The organism is Bacillus sp. FG16 (genome assembly GCF_057809515.1).
In genome coordinates this window covers 1-20,179 of record NZ_JBMDKC010000057.1, presented here as the reverse complement: position 1 = coordinate 20,179, position 20,179 = coordinate 1, and the positions used below count along the sequence as shown (strand labels likewise).

At 40.4% G+C, this 20,179-nt stretch carries 24 protein-coding genes and 1 pseudogene; 7 read left to right on the top strand and 18 right to left on the bottom strand.

What is annotated here, in order from left to right; translation table 11 throughout:
• The first annotated feature begins 224 nt into the window (after positions 1 to 224).
• Together ACODS7_RS19860 and ACODS7_RS19855 are read left to right on the top strand one after the other, a co-directional pair.
• Complete coding sequence (locus tag ACODS7_RS19860) at positions 225 to 1,496, top strand: BaiN/RdsA family NAD(P)/FAD-dependent oxidoreductase (RefSeq protein ID WP_029443445.1); 1,272 nt, start codon at positions 225 to 227, stop codon at positions 1,494 to 1,496.
• Positions 1,497 to 1,739: 243 nt separating this feature from the next.
• Entirely contained in the window at positions 1,740 to 3,179 is a 1,440-nt protein-coding gene (locus ACODS7_RS19855; RefSeq protein ID WP_243168323.1) for an MDR family MFS transporter, read from the top strand.
• A 31-nt stretch (positions 3,180 to 3,210) separates the two neighbouring features.
• Here ACODS7_RS19855 and ACODS7_RS19850 read toward each other — a convergent pair whose 3' ends face one another.
• Together ACODS7_RS19850 and ACODS7_RS19845 are read right to left on the bottom strand one after the other, a co-directional pair.
• Complete coding sequence (locus ACODS7_RS19850; RefSeq protein WP_016080024.1) at positions 3,211 to 3,534, bottom strand: ArsR/SmtB family transcription factor; 324 nt, start codon at positions 3,532 to 3,534, stop codon at positions 3,211 to 3,213.
• A complete protein-coding gene (locus tag ACODS7_RS19845; RefSeq protein WP_000437769.1) occupies positions 3,535 to 3,966 on the bottom strand; it encodes an SRPBCC family protein in 432 nt (143 codons plus the stop codon).
• A 421-nt stretch (positions 3,967 to 4,387) separates the two neighbouring features.
• Here ACODS7_RS19845 and ACODS7_RS19840 point away from each other — a divergent pair, with 421 nt between their 5' ends.
• Positions 4,388 to 4,615, top strand: a complete 228-nt coding sequence (locus ACODS7_RS19840; protein ID WP_016080023.1) for a DUF3973 domain-containing protein — start codon at positions 4,388 to 4,390, stop codon at positions 4,613 to 4,615.
• Positions 4,616 to 4,649: 34 nt separating this feature from the next.
• On the opposite strand, the gene ACODS7_RS19835 is transcribed toward ACODS7_RS19840, so the two are convergent.
• Complete coding sequence (locus ACODS7_RS19835) at positions 4,650 to 4,832, bottom strand: sporulation protein Cse60 (protein ID WP_000621751.1); 183 nt, start codon at positions 4,830 to 4,832, stop codon at positions 4,650 to 4,652.
• A 1-nt stretch (position 4,833) separates the two neighbouring features.
• Entirely contained in the window at positions 4,834 to 5,070 is a 237-nt protein-coding gene (locus ACODS7_RS19830; RefSeq protein ID WP_000533803.1) for a DUF2553 family protein, read from the bottom strand.
• A 254-nt stretch (positions 5,071 to 5,324) separates the two neighbouring features.
• Here ACODS7_RS19830 and ACODS7_RS19825 point away from each other — a divergent pair, with 254 nt between their 5' ends.
• Positions 5,325 to 5,819, top strand: a complete 495-nt coding sequence (locus ACODS7_RS19825; RefSeq protein ID WP_000451442.1) for a CarD family transcriptional regulator — start codon at positions 5,325 to 5,327, stop codon at positions 5,817 to 5,819.
• Between the two features lie 71 nt (positions 5,820 to 5,890).
• Here the strand turns inward: ACODS7_RS19825 and ACODS7_RS19820 are convergent, their stop codons facing one another.
• The 7 genes from ACODS7_RS19820 to ACODS7_RS19790 form a co-directional block, all read right to left on the bottom strand.
• Entirely contained in the window at positions 5,891 to 6,676 is a 786-nt protein-coding gene (locus ACODS7_RS19820; RefSeq protein ID WP_029443447.1) for a glucose 1-dehydrogenase, read from the bottom strand.
• Positions 6,677 to 6,689: 13 nt separating this feature from the next.
• A complete protein-coding gene (gene glcU / locus ACODS7_RS19815; protein ID WP_000350865.1) occupies positions 6,690 to 7,547 on the bottom strand; it encodes a glucose uptake protein GlcU in 858 nt (285 codons plus the stop codon).
• A gap of 78 nt (positions 7,548 to 7,625) precedes the next feature.
• A complete protein-coding gene (locus tag ACODS7_RS19810) occupies positions 7,626 to 8,039 on the bottom strand; it encodes a DUF3888 domain-containing protein (RefSeq protein WP_243168322.1) in 414 nt (137 codons plus the stop codon).
• 93 nt (positions 8,040 to 8,132) lie between these two features.
• Entirely contained in the window at positions 8,133 to 8,366 is a 234-nt protein-coding gene (gene moaD / locus ACODS7_RS19805) for a molybdopterin converting factor subunit 1 (RefSeq protein ID WP_000621772.1), read from the bottom strand.
• A gap of 2 nt (positions 8,367 to 8,368) precedes the next feature.
• Entirely contained in the window at positions 8,369 to 8,833 is a 465-nt protein-coding gene (moaE, locus tag ACODS7_RS19800; protein WP_016080018.1) for a molybdopterin synthase catalytic subunit MoaE, read from the bottom strand.
• Entirely contained in the window at positions 8,830 to 9,345 is a 516-nt protein-coding gene (gene mobB / locus ACODS7_RS19795; protein WP_042969130.1) for a molybdopterin-guanine dinucleotide biosynthesis protein B, read from the bottom strand. Before mobB ends, moaE begins: the two co-directional genes overlap by 4 nt.
• On the bottom strand, positions 9,315 to 10,604 hold the full coding sequence (locus ACODS7_RS19790) for a molybdopterin molybdotransferase MoeA (protein WP_029443449.1): 1,290 nt from the start codon (positions 10,602 to 10,604) through the stop codon (positions 9,315 to 9,317). The genes mobB and ACODS7_RS19790 overlap by 31 nt, the downstream gene beginning before the upstream one ends.
• An 83-nt stretch (positions 10,605 to 10,687) precedes the next feature.
• Between ACODS7_RS19790 and moaC the strand changes: the two genes are divergently transcribed.
• On the top strand, positions 10,688 to 11,173 hold the full coding sequence (gene moaC / locus ACODS7_RS19785; RefSeq protein ID WP_000094146.1) for a cyclic pyranopterin monophosphate synthase MoaC: 486 nt from the start codon (positions 10,688 to 10,690) through the stop codon (positions 11,171 to 11,173).
• 37 nt (positions 11,174 to 11,210) lie between these two features.
• Here moaC and ACODS7_RS19780 read toward each other — a convergent pair whose 3' ends face one another.
• The 6 genes from ACODS7_RS19780 to ACODS7_RS19755 all read right to left on the bottom strand — a co-directional run bounded on the left by ACODS7_RS19780 (position 11,211) and on the right by ACODS7_RS19755 (position 18,190).
• Positions 11,211 to 12,224, bottom strand: a complete 1,014-nt coding sequence (locus ACODS7_RS19780) for a molybdopterin-synthase adenylyltransferase MoeB (protein WP_043938227.1) — start codon at positions 12,222 to 12,224, stop codon at positions 11,211 to 11,213.
• A gap of 16 nt (positions 12,225 to 12,240) precedes the next feature.
• Positions 12,241 to 13,254 carry a GTP 3',8-cyclase MoaA gene (gene moaA / locus ACODS7_RS19775; RefSeq protein ID WP_029443451.1) on the bottom strand — a complete coding sequence of 338 codons (1,014 nt, stop codon included), beginning with the start codon at positions 13,252 to 13,254 and terminating at the stop codon, positions 12,241 to 12,243.
• 201 nt (positions 13,255 to 13,455) lie between these two features.
• Positions 13,456 to 17,121 carry a BclA C-terminal domain-containing protein gene (locus ACODS7_RS19770; RefSeq protein WP_243168321.1) on the bottom strand — a complete coding sequence of 1,222 codons (3,666 nt, stop codon included), beginning with the start codon at positions 17,119 to 17,121 and terminating at the stop codon, positions 13,456 to 13,458.
• Positions 17,122 to 17,237: 116 nt separating this feature from the next.
• Positions 17,238 to 17,561: a hypothetical protein gene (locus tag ACODS7_RS19765; protein WP_016080011.1), complete on the bottom strand. Its 324-nt coding sequence runs from the start codon at positions 17,559 to 17,561 to the stop codon at positions 17,238 to 17,240.
• Positions 17,562 to 17,581: 20 nt separating this feature from the next.
• Positions 17,582 to 17,806: a spore germination protein gene (locus ACODS7_RS19760; protein ID WP_000512463.1), complete on the bottom strand. Its 225-nt coding sequence runs from the start codon at positions 17,804 to 17,806 to the stop codon at positions 17,582 to 17,584.
• A 78-nt stretch (positions 17,807 to 17,884) separates the two neighbouring features.
• Positions 17,885 to 18,190: a rhodanese-like domain-containing protein gene (locus ACODS7_RS19755; RefSeq protein WP_000141254.1), complete on the bottom strand. Its 306-nt coding sequence runs from the start codon at positions 18,188 to 18,190 to the stop codon at positions 17,885 to 17,887.
• A 197-nt stretch (positions 18,191 to 18,387) separates the two neighbouring features.
• Between ACODS7_RS19755 and ACODS7_RS19750 the strand changes: the two genes are divergently transcribed.
• Positions 18,388 to 18,570 (top strand): hypothetical protein, encoded by a 183-nt coding sequence (locus ACODS7_RS19750; RefSeq protein ID WP_000171889.1) that lies wholly within the window; start codon positions 18,388 to 18,390, stop codon positions 18,568 to 18,570.
• 49 nt (positions 18,571 to 18,619) lie between these two features.
• On the opposite strand, the gene ACODS7_RS19745 is transcribed toward ACODS7_RS19750, so the two are convergent.
• Complete coding sequence (locus tag ACODS7_RS19745) at positions 18,620 to 19,744, bottom strand: homoserine O-acetyltransferase family protein (RefSeq protein WP_243168320.1); 1,125 nt, start codon at positions 19,742 to 19,744, stop codon at positions 18,620 to 18,622.
• Positions 19,745 to 19,896: 152 nt separating this feature from the next.
• Here ACODS7_RS19745 and ACODS7_RS19740 point away from each other — a divergent pair.
• A pseudogene (locus ACODS7_RS19740) lies at positions 19,897 to 20,179 on the top strand (spore germination protein); the annotation flags it as partial.

Below are 20,179 nucleotides of genomic sequence, written 5' to 3'. Positions count from 1 at the left end.
AGTTGAACCATTCGAGCATTTACAGGCTAACAGACTCCCTATTTACTTCTCCTAAATCTTGAGGTTTTAGTCTTATCGCCTACAAATAGCAGGATAGTGCTGAACTCTAACTTTTGTATTGTACCACAATTCTCTCATTAAGCAGTACTTCACTCTATTTTTCTTTTAAGGGAAAACATGCTATTCTTTTAGGCAGGAAATGTAGAAAATGAGGTCGATATATTATGCATTATGATGTTATTGTCATCGGCGGCGGTCCTTCTGGGCTAATGGCTGCAATTGGTGCTGCAGAAGAAGGCGCAAATGTCTTGCTTCTTGATAAAGGAAATAAACTTGGGCGTAAACTTGCGATTTCTGGTGGCGGGCGCTGTAACGTAACGAACCGTCTACCACTTGATGAAATTGTTAAACATATACCAGGAAACGGTCGCTTCTTATACAGCGCTTTTTCTATTTTTAATAATGAAGATATTATTACATTCTTCGAAAATCTTGGTGTTAAATTGAAAGAAGAAGACCACGGTCGCATGTTCCCTGTGTCAAACAAAGCGCAATCTGTTGTAGACTCACTTTTAACACGATTAAAAGACTTAGGTGTAAAAATCCGTACAAATACGCCTGTTGAAACGATTGAATATGAAAATGGTCAAACGAAAGCAGTTGTACTGCAAACAGGCGAAGTGTTAGAAACGAATCACGTCGTTATCGCTGTTGGCGGAAAATCAGTTCCTCAAACTGGTTCCACTGGAGACGGATACGCTTGGGCTGAAAAAGCAGGTCATACAATTACAGAATTATTCCCAACAGAAGTACCTATTCTTTCAAACGAGCCGTTTATACGTGATCGCTCATTACAAGGTCTTGCTTTACGTGATATAAACTTAAGCGTATTAAACCCGAAAGGAAAAGCTATCATTTCTCACAAAATGGACATGCTCTTCACTCATTTTGGCCTATCTGGTCCTGCTGCTCTTCGCTGTAGTCAATTCGTCGTGAAAGCATTGAAAAAGTTTAAAACGAATACAATACAAATGAGTATTGATGCATTGCCAGAGGAAAATAGTGAGCAACTATTTCAGCGCATGCTGAAACAAATGAAAGAAGATCCGAAAAAAGGAATTAAAAACGTTTTAAAGGGTTATGTCCCTGAACGTTACTTCCTATTCTTACTAGAAAAAAATGAAATTGACGGTAGTGAACAAGCTGGACAAGTTTCTCACGAAAAGATTCGCGCACTTGTGAAAGACTTTAAAGAGTTTACTGTGAATGTAAATGGTACGCAGTCAATTGAAAAAGCATTCGTTACTGGCGGAGGTGTATCCGTGAAAGAAATTAACCCGAAAGAAATGTCTTCTAAATTTACGAACGGCTTATATTTCTGCGGAGAAGTTCTTGATATTCACGGTTATACTGGTGGCTATAATATTACATCAGCCCTTGTTACTGGTAGAATTGCCGGAACGACAGCTGGAGAAAACGCGAAAATGCAATATTAAAAAAGAAACAGGGATTCCTGTTTCTTTTTTAATAAGTACATGAAATTATTATCGGTGATTCCACAGATATATCAGCCATTCTGCAACTTATATCGGCGATTCCCCAAATTTATAGACTTACCGACAAGAAACGACAAATATACGCTCCACTTAACTTCCCATTGCTTTTTTGTTGCTTTATATACCTTAGTACCTTTATATTTTATATTGTTGAATATTTAAAAAAGGGTAAGGGGAAAACAAATGAGAAAAAAAGTCATGATGTCTTTAATGTTAATGACGTTTCTTTCTGCGGTAGAAGGAACGATTGTTAGTACAGCAATCCCTCGTATAACGAGTGATTTGTCAGGCGTCGAACTTGTTAGTTGGGTATATGCAATTTATATGCTAGCAACAGCTGTTTCGACTCCAATATACGGAAAGCTCGCTGATTTATTTGGTCGTAAAAAGGTTTTACTGATCGGGGCTACAATCTTTTTAGTCGGTTCTGCACTTTGCGGAGTCGTTACATCGATGGAACAATTAATTTTCTTCCGCGCGCTTCAAGGTATCGGTGCTGGTGCTGTTATGCCGCCAATCACAATGACGATTATTGGAGACTTATATAGCGAAGCGAAAGACCGCGCGAAAGCACAAGGTTGGATGAGTGCCGTTTGGGGTGTATCCGGTGTTATCGGACCGTTAGTAGGTGGATTTTTAGTTGATTCTCTTTCTTGGCGTTATATTTTCTTCTTAAACGTCCCATTCGGAATTATCGCTTGCTTAATGATTGTAATTTACTACAAAGAATCTATTAAACCTGCTAAACATCATATCGATTATCTTGGTGCAACAGTTTTTTCATTAAGTACAATCGCTCTACTATATGCATTATTAACAGGTAGCAGTAAGCAAAACTGGGGAGACATGACAATTATCGGCCTATTAATCTTTGCCGCTATTTCATTCATTATTTTCTTGTTCATCGAGAAAAAATCTCCGGAACCATTAATTCCGCTAGCACTTTTCTCTAACCGTACATTATCTACGATAAATATATTAACTCTTATTGCTGGCGCAATGATTATTAGTATTACAATGTACCTTCCAATTTGGAGTCAAGGTGTATTAGGGAAAAATGCGACAGAAGCTGGACTTATTTTAATGCCAATTCCTGTTATGTGGACATTTGGCGCTATTTTCTCTGGTAACTTAGTAGGCAAATTAAAAACAAAACAAATCATTTTACTTGGAGCTAGCATTTTATCAGTCGCTACGTTCTTATTATTTACACTATCAACCAATTCACCATCGTTCCTTATTTATGTAGCAGTCGGATTATTCGGCTTAGGAATGGGGCTTGTGACACCGATTTACATGGTAACAATTCAAGCAGCCGTACCAGCTCATACACGCGGAACAGCTGTTGGTTTAAATACATTTATTAATACATTTAGTCAAACGTTAGGTGCTGCAATATTCGGTACAATCTTCAATACGATGATTCACGCACGTGGTATTAAAAATCTTGATCTTGTATCTGGTGGACATGGTGGTACTACAGCAAACGTAGTAAGCGAATCACAATCCGCATTAGCATCAAGTGTACACGTCATTTATATGAGCACTTTCGTATTAGCAGTATGTACATTAATTATCGCTTGGCTTTTATTAAAGCCAGCTACACAAACAAGCGAGCAATAATAAAGAGGATGACCATTTTGGTCATCCTTTTTTATTCATCATTCTCCACAATATGTTTCAGCATGGATAATTTATTATCCCAAAAACGTTCATAATACGAGAGCCACTGTTGTAATTCTTCTAACGGTTCTGGATGCAAACGATATATCTTCTCTCTTCCGCTTTTTCTTCCACTTACTAAATTCGCTTCCGAAAGAATATGAAGGTGCTTTACAACCGCAGTACGACTCATCGGGAAATGATCCGTTATTTTGGAAATCGGTAACTCTTTGTCACTTAATAACCGTATTACTTCTCGGCGGGTTGGATCAGCAATTGCTTGAAATACATCATATTTCGCTGCTGACGAGGACACTTAGCCTTCGACAACCTTTTTCAGTTTTTCATTTACAATCGCTACCCAACCACCGCTCATTCTATCGCGAATAATAGAGCTCTTCGCATTCGCTTTCGGAAGAATTTCATCAGGATGTTTCCAGCCGCCGTGAATTAACGTAAATTCTGTTTTGTTATCTCCTAAGTCTTTCAAATTAAATGAAACAACCCAGCCATCTGTATCCCATGAGAAAGATAAATGGTTTGGCTCATCAATTTCTAACACTTTACATGGTGATGGCCCAAATGGCGATTGCACATGAAATTCATGCCCTACCTCTAATACAAAATCATTTGGCATAAACCATGACGCAATCCCTTCTGCAGTTGATACTACACTCCATACCTTTTGAATAGACGCGTTAAAAACGATTGTTTGTTTAATATCATTTAATGTATTTTGTTGTTCCATGTTCATTCTCCTTTACTCGGCGTTATAACATAACACCTTTTGGTTACACTTCGATAATATAACACCTTTTAGTTTCATGTCAACGCTAATTCTTTTACTGTTGAGAAATTCTCAACATTTTTTCAACAGGACAAACACCCTCTTAGCATTTCCTCATAATATACTCACAAAGGCAATACAAAATAAAAACTTCTCTCAACATGAAACTCCATCATTCATATTGAAAGAAACGCCTTACTTATATCATGCGTACTTCGTCTCTCCTCCTTCCCTCAGGGACAATACGCGAGATATGACAAATCAGAAGGAATATGCCCACCATTTGAGTAGGTAGTTATTTCTCTTCTCCTCAACATTTCCTTAGGAGCGAAATGACTACCGACTCACTTTTTTCAAACAAAATAAAAAGGGGTTGAACGCTATGTTCTATTGCATTAACTGCTCTGATATTCATCATGAAAAACATCCAAATGATAAAGTATTCAAAAACGGTTTTTATATTGATCCATTTTTAGGTGATCGTTATCACCTTGGTATGTGTAAAGATGCCCAAAACCATGAAACAGGGGAGCCTCTTTTAACGACAAAGAAATTAGGCGCCCCCCAATCTATTATGAATGTATTACCGACACATGTTGTCCCAACATAAAGCATAAAAAAGAGCTGGCTCACCCAGCTCTTTTTTATGCTTTATAAACGATCATTGCTGAAAAACAATAAATTTGGTTTTCATCGTCGTTAATGGAAACACCAACTTGATACTTAATATCTACAAAGTTGCTATCATCAATCTTTTTCAAAAAAACATTTACAGCGTCTTCTAAGTCTTTTTCGTGACTTTCATCAAATACTTTCACACGAATCATGTTAACACCGTCCTAGATCGCAGCCCTCCGCCGCTTGATTATTGCCACGGTGCGTATCTATGATGCGATAAAACTTTCCATTCTCATATATATATCCGTCTTCTAACACATATTCTTTATCTTCAGTATAGACATAAAACTTACCTATCATAAATTTACTCGTATATAATTCCAAATAATTTGGTCTAAATTTAGCTACAACTTTATTTGTAATATCAATTTTTATTGTGCGCCCCACCTTCTCTCCCTCCTTTGCAAAGAACGGATTTAGGTATATTGTATTAGCGCTTTTACATTTTATGCTTAAAAATAAGTGGATATGCCTTCTTTCTTCACCTGTACTATTTTTCTAAAAAAATCACTATAAATAAGGCCCCAAAAAAAACATAAAAAAAGCACTTTATCTTATTGACTCGAATATAAATATTATGTTATTATATAAAATTTGACATTTTTACATACGTATGCTATCATTAAAAGTGGTTACCACATATGGAGGTGGATGATTTGTTTCAAATTGGTGATAAAATCGTTTATCCAATGCACGGTGCAGGAATCATTGAAGCAATTGAAGAGAAAGAAATATTAGGTACTTCACGTCAATATTGTGTGATACGCATCATTAGTAAAGATATGCAAGTAATGCTTCCGATGGATCAATTAAAAAAATCGGGTATTCGTTATATCGTTGATCGAGGTACGTTAGATGATATACTTCTTGAATTTCAAAACGGGGAGTCAGACCCATCACTCTCATGGAAACAAAGATATACAATGAATATGGAAAAAATGAAAAATGGCAATTTACAAGATAGCGCAGAAGTTGTTCGGGATTTACTTCGCCGCAATAAAGAGAGAGCATTAAATGCGAGCGAAAAACAAATGCTAGATAATGCACGAAAAATGATGATTAGCGAAGTCGCGCTCGTACAAAATGTTACTGAACATCAAGCAACAGAATTTCTTCAAGATACAATTAATCATTAAATTTAAAATAGCTGAACGCTATTTTTTTTGTAAAAAAAGGACAAAGAGATAAACTCTTTGTCCTTTTCATATTACCCACGCCCAGCTTGAAACGATGGGTATAAAGTCATTCCACCATCTGCAAATAACGTAATTCCAGTTACGTAACTCGCCTCTGATGAAGCAAGCCAAGTTGCTACTGCTGCAATTTCTTCAGGTTTTCCAATATAGCCCATCGGTATCATACTTTCTACGTCAGCCCGCTGCTTTGGATCAGCAAACTTTTCTGCATTGATCGGCGTATTAATTGCACCTGGTCCTATATTATTTACTCGAATACCTTTTGGCGCATATTCTAGCGCTAACGTTTCTGTCATCAGTTTAATGCCACCCTTACTCGCTGCATAGTGCACAAATAGCGGCCACGGAATTTTCTCATGAACACTAGACATATTAATGACAGACCCTTTAATGTCATGTTCTACAAAATATTTAATCGCTTCTCTACTACCTAAGAAAGCACCTGTTAAATTTGTATTGATTACTTTATTCCAATCTTCAAGTGGCATTTCATGCGATGGTACTGCATTTTCTATCCCTGCATTATTAATCATAATGTCAAGCGTACCAAATTCTTTCACAGCAGATTGAATGAGATTCACAACATCTGATTCGACGGTTACATCACCTTTTACAGCAATCGCTTCTCCGCCTACCTTTTTAATTTCTTCTAACACATCATTTGCTTCTGATTCTCGTGAGCGATAATTAATAACCACTTTCGCTTTTTCCTTAGCAAACCTTACTCCCATCGCCCTACCAAGACCAGTTGCTGATCCTGTAATAACGACCACTTTTCCTTCTAAATCACTATACATTTCAATACCTCCTTTAACTTTTTGCTATGCCTAACATAATTCCGGCTGCAATAATAAAAACGATACCGACAACGATACCCGTTAATTGGCGTTTCGTTTTCTTTTCACCTAATATAAGGATCCCACCAAGCGTGGAAATAATAATCCCCATTTGCGATAGCGAGAAACTTGTTGCGACTCCGACACGCGGTTGTGAAATGAATAAAAACATATTTCCAGCTGCCCATATTAATCCCGGAATAATATTTCGTATCGCATATTTATTAAATGGATGATGCTTAAACGTAAGTAAAATCCCCCCTAATACCATACCAACTGCTTGTGGTAATAAAGCCGACCAACCATCTACGTTAAATAACCTAATCACTACTACGTAAACTAAATAACCGACTGTTGAAATTAATAAAATTATGATACCTCTTTTAAAATTTGCTGCTTGCTCTGCATTTTTTTCTTCTTCACTTTGAAGTGATGTTAAAATAACACCGACAATAATACAAACGAGCGCTAAAATCCCAAGGACGACAGATATTGTCGTGGACCATTCATGAAATACGATAACGCCAAATAAAGTCGTCGCAACTAATTGAAGTCCTGTTGAAATTGGCATCGTCCTCGAAACGCCCATTAAATCAATACTTTTCAATTGATTCGCCTGACCAAGCGCCCAAAATAAACCGGACACAACTCCAACTCCAATCACGGTAGGTGTTAATACTGGCTTCATAAAAATATAAACAACAATTGAGAAAATAAGTGCTCCAAACGTTGTTCCGAGCGTTTGACTATACGGTCCCCCGCCCAGTTTTACGTTAAATAGCACAATACTCCCCCAAAATATAGCTGGTAAAATTGCTAAAAATATATCCATCGCCCATTACCTTTCTCTGTAAAATGTCATAAATTGAAACTTTAATCATCCCGTAAATAGCGGAATAAGTTGCCGCTCTCAATCATTAGAATGAGCTTTCATTTTTTCTTTTTTGCGAGCACAAATCTTTTCTACAACATCATTAGAAACATTTTTTTCTCGCTCCACATTTTTTACCTTTATATGATCTAAATAATCCTCCAAAGTAAGTGTAACTTTGTCATTTGGCGGATTATGCGCCCCTTGAAATGTAAGAAATTGTAGAGTCACTTCAAATCTAGGAACAAATTCATCTTTCCTGCCAAGACGCTTTATATTTATAACTGAATCACATTCATATTGATCTTTTGTCACTTGTCTAATAACCGAATAGTACCTATTCAATAACGCACTCTCTAAAAGCTGTTCCCTTGATTCTTTCGCGAAAGAATTGCTTGGAGAAGAGAAAAAGGCCGCACATAGCATTGTGATAACTACACATATTTTTTTCATAGTTCCCTCCTTGTTCTATAGATTAGTGTTCTCAAAACTGCCATAAAAAAACGACTTTCCCTATGTAGGAAAGTCGTTTTAATGAATCCAATATTAACCACCGCTCACTGGTGGTATAAGTGCAACCACATCACCATCTTGGACCCTGTCATCTTCATTTGCGTATTCTTCATTAATCGCAACCATAATTGGCTCTGAAACTGGTACATTATATTCTTTCGCAACAACATCTTTTAACTCTGCAACCGTAATATTTTCTTTCTCTATTTGTAATTCACTTGTCCCTGCTTCTTCTTGCAGGTGCGCAAATAACAATACTCGAATCATACTTATAGCTCCTTCCCAGGCTCTCCCGCCGGATATGGTGTTTTTTCTAATTGATCACCAATCCATGAGTCACCATCTTCCCAAAACTCCTTTTTCCAAATCGGAACAATTTGTTTTATGCGTTCCATAATATATTCGTTCGCTTCATAAGCCGCTTTACGGTGTGGTGTTGAAACAGCAACAACAACCGCTATATCAGAAATTTGCAACGTACCGATGCGATGTGTAATCGCAACATATGTCCCCGGCCATTTCTCTTTCACTTCCAGGCCAATTTTCTCTAGCATCTTTTCTGCCATCGTCTTATAAGCAACATACTCTAAGTATAATGTACGACGCCCTTTCGTAAACTCTCTAACCGTTCCAATAAATGTTGTAACAGCACCGCATTCACGTCGAATCACTTTCTTCGTTACCTCTTCAATCGAGATTTCTGTAGCAATTACTTCATAATATGTATTTGTCATTTCGCACTCCTAACCGTTTGTAAAAACCAGTCTATGTACAACTCTTCTTCTGTTATATGAAATACTTTATATTCTTCTCGTATATTTGCCGGGGCATCATACCACGTAATAACCGCTACTATATTTTCTACTTTATGTAAAAGCTCAACGTCTTCCGCAGAACGAAGTAACACTACTTTCGAGTAGTTCTCTTTTTTATAGCCCTCTATTAAAATTGTATCCACTTCAAAAAACTCATATAAGCGAATAATTTCTTGCAAGGACCATTTCTTTCTTAGTGAAGAAAGTGAAAGCAATCCAGCACCTTCTACACTACTTACGACAGCACCAGCTTTACGGTGTCTTTCGCTATCTTTTTGCGCTACTTCTGGAAAACCTCCGTGCCCGTGATGTTTAATTGTAGCAACTTTCATTTCACTTTCAGCTAACACATGCACAATTTTCTCTACAAGTGTCGTTTTTCCGCTATTTTGATATCCTACTATTTGTAAGATTGAAGGGGCTTTGCCCATGGCCAATCACATCCCTCAGAGTGCTCTAACAATAATACGGATACTTTCATTCCGGTCTCAAATCCTCTCGTTCCTCCAGGTAACACGATAAAAGCATTCGCATCTGCAAGTGAAGATACCGCACTCGATTTGTCTAAACCAACCGGCATCGCTTGTAACGCCCCGTCCACAATCGTTACGTTCGCTCTTACGAAACGAGTAAATGGATTTGGCTTTGGAAAATCTTTTTGTAAAATAGCATCCGCTCTATATACGTGAGGTTCCTTCGCATACAAATACGTTTTTATAATTGGTTGCACAAATAATTCAAAACCTACATAACAAGCAGACGGATTTCCTGATAAACCGAAAAGTAACTTCCCATCAACTTCAGCTACTGTCGTTACACTTCCCGGTCTCATCGCTATTTTATTAAAGAGTACATTCGCCTGTAACCTTTCATAAATAGCTGGTAAGTAGTCATAATCTCCTACCGATACACCACCTGTTGTAATTAAAATGTCCACCTCATCCATCGCTAATTGAATAGCTGTAAAACATGCATCTAGCTCATCGGCGAGTTGACCATAATAACGAACTTTCCCGCCAGCTTTCATAATTTGAGCTGCGATCATATACGAGTTACTATTTCTAATTTTCCCCGGCTGTAACGGCTCATGCACTTCTAATAATTCACTTCCCGTCGTTACAATACCGACAACAGGCTGTTTTACAACTTTCACAGTGCTATATCCAAACGTTGCTAGTAAGGCCGCAACACCTGGATTAATTGCAACACCTTTCTTAACAAGAACTTGATTTTGTTTTATGTCTTCTCCTTTAAACGACACATTGTCACCGTTATTAAAAGGGCGTTTTAACTTCATATATGTTTTCCCGTTCTTCTCAAACCCTTCTGTCAGCTCGAGCATTACGACTGCATTACATTCTTCTGGAATAGCTGCTCCTGTCATAATGCGAATCGCTTCAAAAGCTCCTACTTCTTCTAAAAAAACAGAACCCGCCCCGATTTCTCCTATTACTTCAAATTCAATTGGATTCTCTTGGGTTGCTTCTTTCGTATCTTCTGCTCGAATGGCGAAACCATCGTAAGGGGAACGATCAAAATGAGGAACGTCATGATCTGAGACAACATCTTCCCCGAGAATTCTCCCGTAACTTTCCGTAATAGAAATTTCTTCTACTTCACCATGCTTCGCATATTTCATTACCCGTTCTACTGCCTCAGCAACTTGAATTGGAATTCGTTTTTCTACCATCGTTTCTCACCTCATATTTGCAATTTTTTTTATCTCGATTAAACTTTATGTATTCAATAGAAATTACTTCAAGGAGGAATTCCATGTCTTCATTTACACATTTTAATGACCAAGGACGCGCAAAAATGGTTGATATAAGCGACAAAAAAGCAACCGTTCGAACAGCAATTGCGTGCTCTAGCATTGTCGTTACGAAAGAAATTTACGATAAAATCTCTCACAATGAAATTGGGAAAGGTGACGTATTAGCAGTTGCGCAAATCGCAGGCATTATGGCTGCGAAACGTACTTCTGATATTATCCCAATGTGCCATCCTTTATTATTAAAAGGTGTTGACGTTTCTTTCGATTGGAAACAATCAGAAGAACAATATCGTTTACTCATTGAAGTAAAAGTTAAAACAGAAGGTAGCACCGGTGTTGAAATGGAAGCTTTAACAGCTGCTTCCGCTACCGCTCTTACTGTGTATGATATGTGTAAAGCTGTCGATAAAGGTATGATTATCGGCGAAACGTACTTACTTGAAAAAACAGGTGGAAAAAGTGGAGATTATACGAGAAATTCATAATCCTCTCTCCGTTGAACCTAAAGGAAATCCTTTAGGTTCAACCTATATATCTTGCATATAAACTTTTCGCTACATTCATATCATTCGTCCCATGAATGAACGCCCTGCCATCTGTAAATAAAACAAAACGGTATTCTTCTACCGGAAATGATAATAAATAAGGTGTCGCCTTTATCTCTACGCTTCTTTGTAAGCGCTTTTTAATTTCTTCTAAATTAAAGTTCTTACGCATACCCGGGCGAATTTGCACTGTATTTCGCCCACATAACACTTCTGTTTTTGTTTGTGCTTCAAATGTTAAACTCGGATATGTACGTAACCTTCCGCAAGATAAACAAGTATCTTTTTTCTGTCTATTCACTTTAAATGCCATCTGTTGATTATTCCAAAGATCAAACGATAACATCGTTTCACGAAGCGACCCAAAGTCTTCTACTAATATTTTCAGCGCTTCCGTAATTTGATGCGCAACTACTAATTGTACTGCCGGTTGTATAATACCAGCTGTGTCACATGTTGCTCCGCTCGCTGGATGCTCCATTAGACAGCGAAAACACGGTGTTTTCCCTGGTAAAATTGTATACGTTACTCCGTAACTCCCGACGCAACCACCATATATCCACGGAATATTATACTTTTGTGAAATATCATTAATGAGAAGACGCGTTTCAAAATTATCTGTCGCATCTAATATTAAATCTACATCACGCACTAACTCTTCCATTTCTTGCACCGTTACATCCGTCACAACCGGATTTATTTCCACCTCAGAATTAATCGCTTGTAAATGTTCTGCAGCCGCTATCGCCTTCGGTTTATACTGCTTTGCATCTTCTTCCGTATATAGTTGTTGTCTTTGTAAATTACTCCATTCTACATAATCACGATCAGCAATCGTTACTTTTCCAACCCCTGCTCTAACAATCGCTTCTGCATTTGCCGCACCGAGAGCACCAGCACCAATAATAAGCACATGCTTCTCTCTTATTTTTCTCTGTCCTTCTTCTCCAACACCAGAAAATAATATTTGTCTTGAATATCGCTCCTGCATGCGATAGCCCCCTTTCTTATCCTCCTATATAAGACATTTCGATTTTCGGACGATTTTTTGCACTTTCTTCTGTCCGTTCATCCGAATACCTATCTTTTCTATTCATCCATACATCTTGTATAACACTTAATAACTCCTCATCCGAAAGATTTCCTCTAAGAAGTTCTCTTACATTCAAACCCTCTGTCGCAAATAAGCACGTATAAAACTTTCCATCTGCCGAAATTCTCGCCCTCGTACAAGAGGCACAAAATGACTCAGAAACAGATGTAATAAAACCAACTTCAACATTTGTTCCAACATACCGATATCGCTTCGCAACTTCACCAAAGTAATGGGCTTCAGCTGACTCAAGCGGATACACCTTATGAATCATCTCAATCAATTCTCGTTTTGTAACCACTTGATCAAAATTCCACCCATTTGTACTACCAACATCCATAAACTCAATAAACCTAAGCGTGATCCCTTGCTCTTTAAAATACGCAGCCATCGGAAGTACTTGATGATCATTCATCCCTTTTTTCACAACCATATTTACCTTTACTTCCAGCCCCGCCTCTTTAGCTGCTATAATTCCCTTAATCACCGGTTTCGTATTAATATTTCGACCATTAATATTCTTAAATATGTCGTCATCTATCGCATCTAAACTAACATTCACTCTATGTAATCCAGCTTCTTTTAATGCCTTCGCTTGTTTCGTTAAATGGATAGCATTTGTCGTTAACCCTATATCTATTAGCCCATCAATTTTCACAAGACGTGCAATAAGTTTTGCTAAATCTTTACGAAGTAGTGGCTCACCGCCAGTAATTCTAATTTTTCGTACACCGATGTTAACAAATAATTTTGCCAAACGCTCAATTTCATCAAAAGTTAGTAAAAACTCATCTTTCAAAAAAGCATAATCTGGCCCAAATATTTCCGCTGGCATACAATATGTACATCTAAAATTGCAACGATCAATGACAGATATACGTAAATCTTGAAGTGGGCGTCCAAAAAAATCTTTAACCATCTCCCGCATCGCCACCCTCCCTTTCTGCCAAATTTCTTTCTTTTCATTCTATTATAATATATTTTCGAACTGCGATGTTTTTGCTCAAGTGAATAAAGTGAAACTTTAAATAATTAGAGGGTATCCACTCCCCCCTGGTTAACGAAGTTTACTTCCAGATACAAGGATAAAAAAACCTTGAAACATAAAGGTTTCAAGGTTTTCTGCTTATTAACTTAATCTAATAATAGTTAGAGTAGCCCCTGGCGTTGTCGTCGATAATGTAGCTATTGCAACTAATCCAAATAACTGCAAGCTAACAGTGGCTCCAGCAGGCAAGTTAGCAATTATTGGTGCACTAAATGAACCAGTAGCCACCGTCGGGGCGTTTATCGTTCCCGCAAGCGGACTACCATTTACAGTTATACGCGAACTTACAAGTAATCCTGCCGTTAAATTAATTGTATAAGCTATATAATAGTTTCCTGCATTCGCAACTGTAAATACAGTATTTCCACCACTAACGGTTATTCCTGGGCCAATATTTTGATTGTTTGGTAATGGTACGTTCGTACCACCTAATAAAACGGAAATAGCGGTTCCTGATGTATTATTCGCAAATGCATACGTTGCAGTTGTACTAACTCCAGTCGCCCCAGTCGCTCCAGTGGCTCCAGCTCCGGTTGAGCCAGTTGGACCTTGGATTCCTTGAGGACCTGTATCTCCAGTTGGACCTTGGGAACCAGTTGCTCCTGTAGCCCCCGTTGGACCTTGGATTCCTTGCGGGCCTTGAATTCCTTGTGGGCCTGTCGCTCCGGTTGCTCCTGTAGCTCCCGTTGGGCCTTGAATTCCTTGCGGGCCTTGAACTCCTTGCGGGCCTTGAATTCCTTGTGGACCTGTCGCTCCCGTTGGACCTTGAATTCCTTGCGGGCCTTGAATTCCTTGTGGGCCTTGTGGGCCGGTCGGACCTATGTCACCTTGCGGACCTTGGATTCCCTGCGGGCCTTGTGCTCCGGTTGCCCCCGTCGCTCCTTGGATTCCTTGAGGACCTTGTGGACCTTGAATTCCTTGTGGGCCGGTTGGACCTATGTCGCCTTGTGGGCCTTGAATTCCTTGGGGACCTTGTGCTCCGGTTGCCCCCGTTACTCCTTGGATTCCTTGCGGACCTTGAATACCCTGTGGACCGGTTGGACCTATCTCTCCTTGAACACCTTGGATTCCTTGCGGCCCCTGTAAACCCGTCACTCCGGTTGCTCCCGTTGCCCCTGTCGCTCCTGTCACTCCAGTTGAGCCTGTCGCCCCGGTATCTCCTGTTACTCCTGTCGCACCTGTTGCTCCTGTCGGGCCAGGTGGTCCACCTGATGGACCTGTCACTCCCGCCGGACCTGATGGCCCCGTTGGGCCGGTCGGTCCTGCAGGCCCTCCTGACGGGCCAGTCACCCCTGTTGGACCGGTTACTCCTGTTGGACCGGTAGTTCCTTCTCCCGTCGCTCCGGTTGCTCCCGTTTCTCCTGTTGCTCCCGTCGGACCTTGCACTCCTTGAATTCCTTGTGGACCTTGCACTCCTTGTGCACCAGTTGCTCCCGTTATCCCTTGCACTCCTTGTATTCCCTGTATTCCTTGTGGACCTTGTGGGCCTGTTGCTCCTACCGGTCCTTGAATGCCTTGTATCCCCTGAGGGCCCTCTGGACCCGTTGCTCCAACTGGCCCTTGAACACCTTGTATTCCTTGCGGGCCCTGAAGTCCCTCTGGGCCTTCTGGACCGGTTGGACCTATCTCTCCTTGTATCCCTTGGATTCCAGTTGGACCTTGTGGCCCAGTCGGACCTATGTCACCTTGCGGACCTTGGACTCCCTGTGGGCCTTGTGCTCCTGTTCCCCCTGTCGCTCCTTGGATTCCTTGAGAACCTTGTGGGCCTTGAATTCCTTGGGGACCGGTTGGACCTATGTCGCCTTGTGGGCCTTGAATCCCTTGCGGACCTTGATCTCCAGTGGCCCCCGTTACTCCTTGAATTCCTTGGGGACCTTGAACACCTTGTGGCCCCGTTGGACCTATCTCTCCTTGCACACCTTGGATTCCTTGCGGACCTTGTAAACCTGTCACTCCGGTTGCTCCCGTTTCTCCTGTCGCTCCTGTCACCCCAGTTGAGCCTGTCGCCCCAGTATCCCCTGTTACTCCTGTCGAACCAGTTGCTCCTGTTGGGCCAGGTGGTCCACCCGATGGACCAGTTACTCCCGTCGGACCTGATGGCCCCGTTGGGCGGGACGGTCCTGCTGGTCCTCCAGAAGGTCCTGTTACCCCTGTTGCTCCCGTTATTCCAGTTGGGCCTGTAGTTCCTTCCCCTGTCGCCCCTGTTGCTCCCGTATCTCCTGTGGCCCCCGTCGGACCTTGTATTCCTTGAATTCCTTGAGCACCTTGCACTCCCTGTGCACCTGTTGGGCCTTGAATACCTTGTATTCCTTGCACTCCTTGTGCGCCCATTGGACCTGTTGGACCAATCGCCCCTTGAGCACCTTGCACTCCTTGGGGACCCTCTGGACCCGTTGCTCCTATTTCCCCTTGTATACCTTGAATTCCAGTTGCTCCTTGTACTCCTGTTGCTCCCGTTATCCCTTGCGCACCTTGAATTCCCTGAATTCCTTGGGGACCTTGTGAGCCTGTTGCTCCTACCGGTCCTTGAATGCCTTGTATCCCCTGTGGTCCCTCTGGACCCGTTGCTCCAGCTGGCCCTGGTACTCCTTGTATTCCTTGCGGGCCCTGAAGTCCCTCTGGGCCTTCTGGACCTGTTGGTCCTATATCACCCATTGGACCTTGTATCCCTTGAACTCCTTGTGGTCCTGTTGCTCCTGATGGCCCTGGTACTCCTTGTATTCCTTGTGGACCTTGATCTCCTGTTGCTCCTGTGGCCCCTTGAGGACCTATAGCCCCCTGTATACCTTGTGGACCTTGATCTCCTGTTGCTCCCGTTATCCCTTGAATACCCTGAACCCCTTGGATTCCTTGTTCACCAGTTACTCCGGTCGGACCAGGAATACCCTGAATACCCTGCGGACCTTCTGGACCTGTTGGGCCAATTGGCCCTTGGATACCTTGAATTCCTTGTAGCCCCTGCGCACCTGTTTCTCCTGTACTTCCTGTCGGACCTGTTAGCCCCTGACCTGTTGCTCCAGTATTTCCAGTTGCTCCTGTTGCTCCAGTCGCACCTGTACTTCCACTCAGTCCGCCACCCGGTCCTGTCGCACCAGTTGGCCCCGTTGGACCAGGAGGTCCTCCAGATGGTCCAGTTATCCCTGTTGGGCCTGTTATTCCCGTCGGACCTGTTAGCCCCTGACCCGTTACTCCGGTTGCACCTGTATTTCCACTCGGTCCTTGTGTTCCTTGTATCCCTTGTGCTCCTTGTATTCCTTGTGGACCAGTTGCACCCGGTAACCCTTGGACGCCTTGAATTCCTTGAGGTCCCTCAGGTCCTGTCGCTCCAATTGGCCCCTGTAATCCCTGTATCCCTTGTATACCTTGTTCCCCAGTCGCTCCCGTTGGACCAATCGGACCTTGGAACCCTTGCACACCTTGAGGTCCTTTCGCTCCAGTTTCTCCTTGTGGTCCTCTCAATCCTTGTGCTCCCTGCTGTCCTTCTGGTCCAGTTGCACCTATTGCCCCAACTGGTCCTTGTATCCCTTGCACACCTTGAGGTCCTGTTGGGCCCATCTCCCCCATCGGACCTTGGAACCCTCTCGGTCCTTGAGGACCAGTTGGGCCCGGTGGACCGGTTGGACCAGTAATCCCTATACCTGTAAATCCAGTTGGAACAGGAGGGAAAGTAGGCCCAATAAGTTCGGGTGGAATTCTAAAATTAGAGCTTAACGAATTTTGCTTCCCATTATTATCACGATTCTTCACACTTTCACCACCTACAAACCGTCTTTTTCATAATAAATAAACCTCTTCTTAATCTATTTACAAAAATAATTTCCAAGACTATTTTTATTTTAAATAATAAAAACTCCCTTAATTCCTTAAGGGAGTCCAGCAACTGAATCCATATTATCTGTATTAGGCACCGCCTGCATAGTACTCGACACATTTGCACCTTGCCCAGTATTTGTTCCTGTTACAGTACCAGCAGGAGTACCTCTCGTATATGTTGTTGTGACAGAATCTCCTGGTTGTAAACAAAGCTTTGTCTCCGTCCCTATTACTGTAACAACATCAATCCAAGTACATCCCATCGAACCACTATATGATTTCGAAGCAGTAAATGAAGTATCACTCAAATTATCACCGGTAAATATATTTCCAGTATTATTAACAATAACAAATTCTTTTATATGCGCAGGCATAATTACACTCTACCTTTCCTTTATGAACCTAACGTACGTGTACTTGTTGCCAAAGGCGGAAGAAATACCGATGTTCTAATCACCGCTTCTGGCTGCCTTTTTCCATTTAAAAAAATAGCCGCACTCGACCCTCCAGCACCTGCATATACTTTTGCCACAGCTAAAGGCGAGATATCATAACAGTCACCGACATTAACAGCGCCTGTATTATTAATAATTTTCACTTTACGCAAATTAATTCCCATTTCCCCCTCCTCCTTTTTTATACTGTATGCAAAAGAAAAAAACTTGAAACAGACTCGTTTCAAGTTTTTAACTATTAACTATTTCGTTTCACCTTCATATTGAAGCATACCACCAACCATGTTCACTGTTTTAAACCCTTGCTCATTTAAATAATGACATACATTTTCACTGCGCATTCCCGAACGACAAATAAAGATATATTCATTCTCTTTATTAAAGAAATCTACTTTATGTGGGATATCGCCCATTTTAATATGTACAGCTTCTGGAATCTTTCCTGCCGCTACTTCTTCATCTTCTCTTACGTCTACTAGAAATAACGTTTCTCCATTTTCTAAACGCTCTTGTACCTCTTCTGTAGTAATTGTATTAACTTCTGTCATATGTAGTTCCTCCTTATATACAATAAAACCTTTAGTTTCTTTTTCACAAACATTCTCTACCAATTTTAGCACGCAAAAGAAAGAACGCAAAGAATCGAAAAACTATTTCTCAATTTTCTCTAAAAATTTATTCTTTACAAACATAACTAGCACATTGTATCCTCAATATACTTGTTTTATGAAAGGAGTCGATTAAAATGACGCTTTTTCTTTTCATTATGGGCATTGTGTTCTTACTCGCTGCAATTATTGCTCTTAGTATGAAAAATAATAGAAAAATAAACTCCCCACAAGAAATGTCATTCTTATTTCTATTGCTTAGCATAGCGTTTTTCGGTATAGCAATCGCTACATATATTTTCCGTCTACAAATCATGTAAAAAAAGGTGCCTACTACAAACATTGCACCTTTTCCCCATCATTCGTCTTCTACACAAAACTAGATACTTTCCGATTTAAAAATTCATAAACTTTCTTTTCAAATAAATGAATATCAAATGCTCCCGCCATATGCCCATTTATACTTTCTATCTCATACACTTCCGCATACTTCCCTTGTTTTTGCAAAATATCTACCATTTTATAATTATAACGAGACGGCTGAAGCAAATCTTGTTTACATGGAATCATAAGTACATTCGCTTCTATGTTAGAAAGAGATTCTTCTAGTGAAGAAAACCCATGTGCAATATCATGCAATAAAACTGCCTTCGCAGTATACATCCATGAATTTGCATCTACTAACTCTATACTTCTATATGTCGCTGTATTTATCTCTTTTTCAAATGATGTTAATGTAGAAAACTTTTCATAAGGTTCTATCTCGATACTATTACGAGGAAATGCCATTTCATAAAAATGCTCATCAAACGCATTCATAAACATCATTCTATTTGCTAAATGAAGCCCCTTTATCGGCTGCTCTTCTCCGTATTTTCCATCTTTCCAACTTGAATCCAGTTGAATTGCCTCAATCGCATTTTGTGCTACGTTTACTGACGTAATAATTGGATTTTGTGGGTTCGTAATAACGCCAATCATCCGCTCTACCATATGTGGATAGTGAACCGCCCATTGTTGTGCAATCATTCCCCCCGCCGATGGTCCGATTACAGCGTGTAACCTTGAAATTCCCATACCTTTTATTAACTCATATTGCATACGAGCTACATCAAGAAATGTAAAAACCGGAAAATCCATAGCATATTCTTCTCCAGTTTCTGGGTTAATTGATTTCGGTCCTGTTGTAATCACATATGGATTCCTCACCTGCACATTACAAAGATTATCCGTACATATAACAAAATACTTATTTGTATCAATTGCTTTTCCAGGTCCGATGAGCCCATCCCACCAACCAGACTCCTCATCATGTACTGTATATTTTCCTGCCGCATGACTTGTTGCACTAAAATAATGACAAACCAAAATCACATTTGACCTTTCTCTATTTAACATACCATATGTCTCGTATCCCATTTGAACAGGAATTTCTCTGCCATTTTCAAACACAAACTCTTTTAAAATAAATTTCTCTTTTTTTACAATTTGCACAGACTCTCCCTCTCCCCGTTATAGTATGAACTGCTTACTAAAGACTTTTTTCTGTGCAAACTAATCTCCTTCTTCTTTTCACAAATAAATGAATAATATACAAAATTAGCCACAAAATAGCACTATATTACAAGATTAAAGAGGGCATACACATGATTTGGAATTGGTTACGTAAGAAAAAAAAATCAAATACACCAGAAGCAAACGAAACAGATAAATGGGAGCAGCATTCTAACAATCAAGAGGGTGATAACGAAGAACAGACTAGAAGTATGAAACATAATAAGGGTAAAAATAACGAGCAAAAAGATTCCTCTCAGGATAAGCAACAAAGTGCTAAACAAGAGGATTCTTCTCAGGATAAGCAACAAAGCTCTAAGCAAGAGGATTCTTCTCAGGATAAGCAACAAAGCTCTAAGCAAGAGGATTCTTCTC

Bases quoted from the DNA above. Each gene is read 5' to 3' on its own strand.
- moaE (WP_016080018.1), bottom strand. From the start codon at position 8,833: ATGACAAATACATATTATGAAGTAATTGCTACAGAAATCTCGATTGAA.
- mobB (WP_042969130.1), bottom strand. From the start codon at position 9,345: ATGGGCAAAGCCCCTTCAATCTTACAAATAGTAGGATATCAAAATAGC.
- ACODS7_RS19825 (WP_000451442.1), top strand. From the start codon at position 5,325: ATGGAGGTGGATGATTTGTTTCAAATTGGTGATAAAATCGTTTATCCA.
- moaD (WP_000621772.1), bottom strand. From the start codon at position 8,366: ATGATTCGAGTATTGTTATTTGCGCACCTGCAAGAAGAAGCAGGGACA.
- ACODS7_RS19840 (WP_016080023.1), top strand. From the start codon at position 4,388: ATGTTCTATTGCATTAACTGCTCTGATATTCATCATGAAAAACATCCA.
- ACODS7_RS19860 (WP_029443445.1), top strand. From the start codon at position 225: ATGCATTATGATGTTATTGTCATCGGCGGCGGTCCTTCTGGGCTAATG.
- moaC (WP_000094146.1), top strand. From the start codon at position 10,688: ATGTCTTCATTTACACATTTTAATGACCAAGGACGCGCAAAAATGGTT.
- glcU (WP_000350865.1), bottom strand. From the start codon at position 7,547: ATGGATATATTTTTAGCAATTTTACCAGCTATATTTTGGGGGAGTATT.
- ACODS7_RS19810 (WP_243168322.1), bottom strand. From the start codon at position 8,039: ATGAAAAAAATATGTGTAGTTATCACAATGCTATGTGCGGCCTTTTTC.
- moaA (WP_029443451.1), bottom strand. From the start codon at position 13,254: ATGCGGGAGATGGTTAAAGATTTTTTTGGACGCCCACTTCAAGATTTA.
- ACODS7_RS19835 (WP_000621751.1), bottom strand. From the start codon at position 4,832: ATGATTCGTGTGAAAGTATTTGATGAAAGTCACGAAAAAGACTTAGAA.
- ACODS7_RS19820 (WP_029443447.1), bottom strand. From the start codon at position 6,676: ATGTATAGTGATTTAGAAGGAAAAGTGGTCGTTATTACAGGATCAGCA.
- ACODS7_RS19790 (WP_029443449.1), bottom strand. From the start codon at position 10,604: ATGGTAGAAAAACGAATTCCAATTCAAGTTGCTGAGGCAGTAGAACGG.
- ACODS7_RS19760 (WP_000512463.1), bottom strand. From the start codon at position 17,806: ATGGGAATTAATTTGCGTAAAGTGAAAATTATTAATAATACAGGCGCT.
- ACODS7_RS19780 (WP_043938227.1), bottom strand. From the start codon at position 12,224: ATGCAGGAGCGATATTCAAGACAAATATTATTTTCTGGTGTTGGAGAA.
- ACODS7_RS19855 (WP_243168323.1), top strand. From the start codon at position 1,740: ATGAGAAAAAAAGTCATGATGTCTTTAATGTTAATGACGTTTCTTTCT.
- ACODS7_RS19750 (WP_000171889.1), top strand. From the start codon at position 18,388: ATGACGCTTTTTCTTTTCATTATGGGCATTGTGTTCTTACTCGCTGCA.
- ACODS7_RS19845 (WP_000437769.1), bottom strand. From the start codon at position 3,966: ATGGAACAACAAAATACATTAAATGATATTAAACAAACAATCGTTTTT.
- ACODS7_RS19765 (WP_016080011.1), bottom strand. From the start codon at position 17,561: ATGCCTGCGCATATAAAAGAATTTGTTATTGTTAATAATACTGGAAAT.
- ACODS7_RS19755 (WP_000141254.1), bottom strand. From the start codon at position 18,190: ATGACAGAAGTTAATACAATTACTACAGAAGAGGTACAAGAGCGTTTA.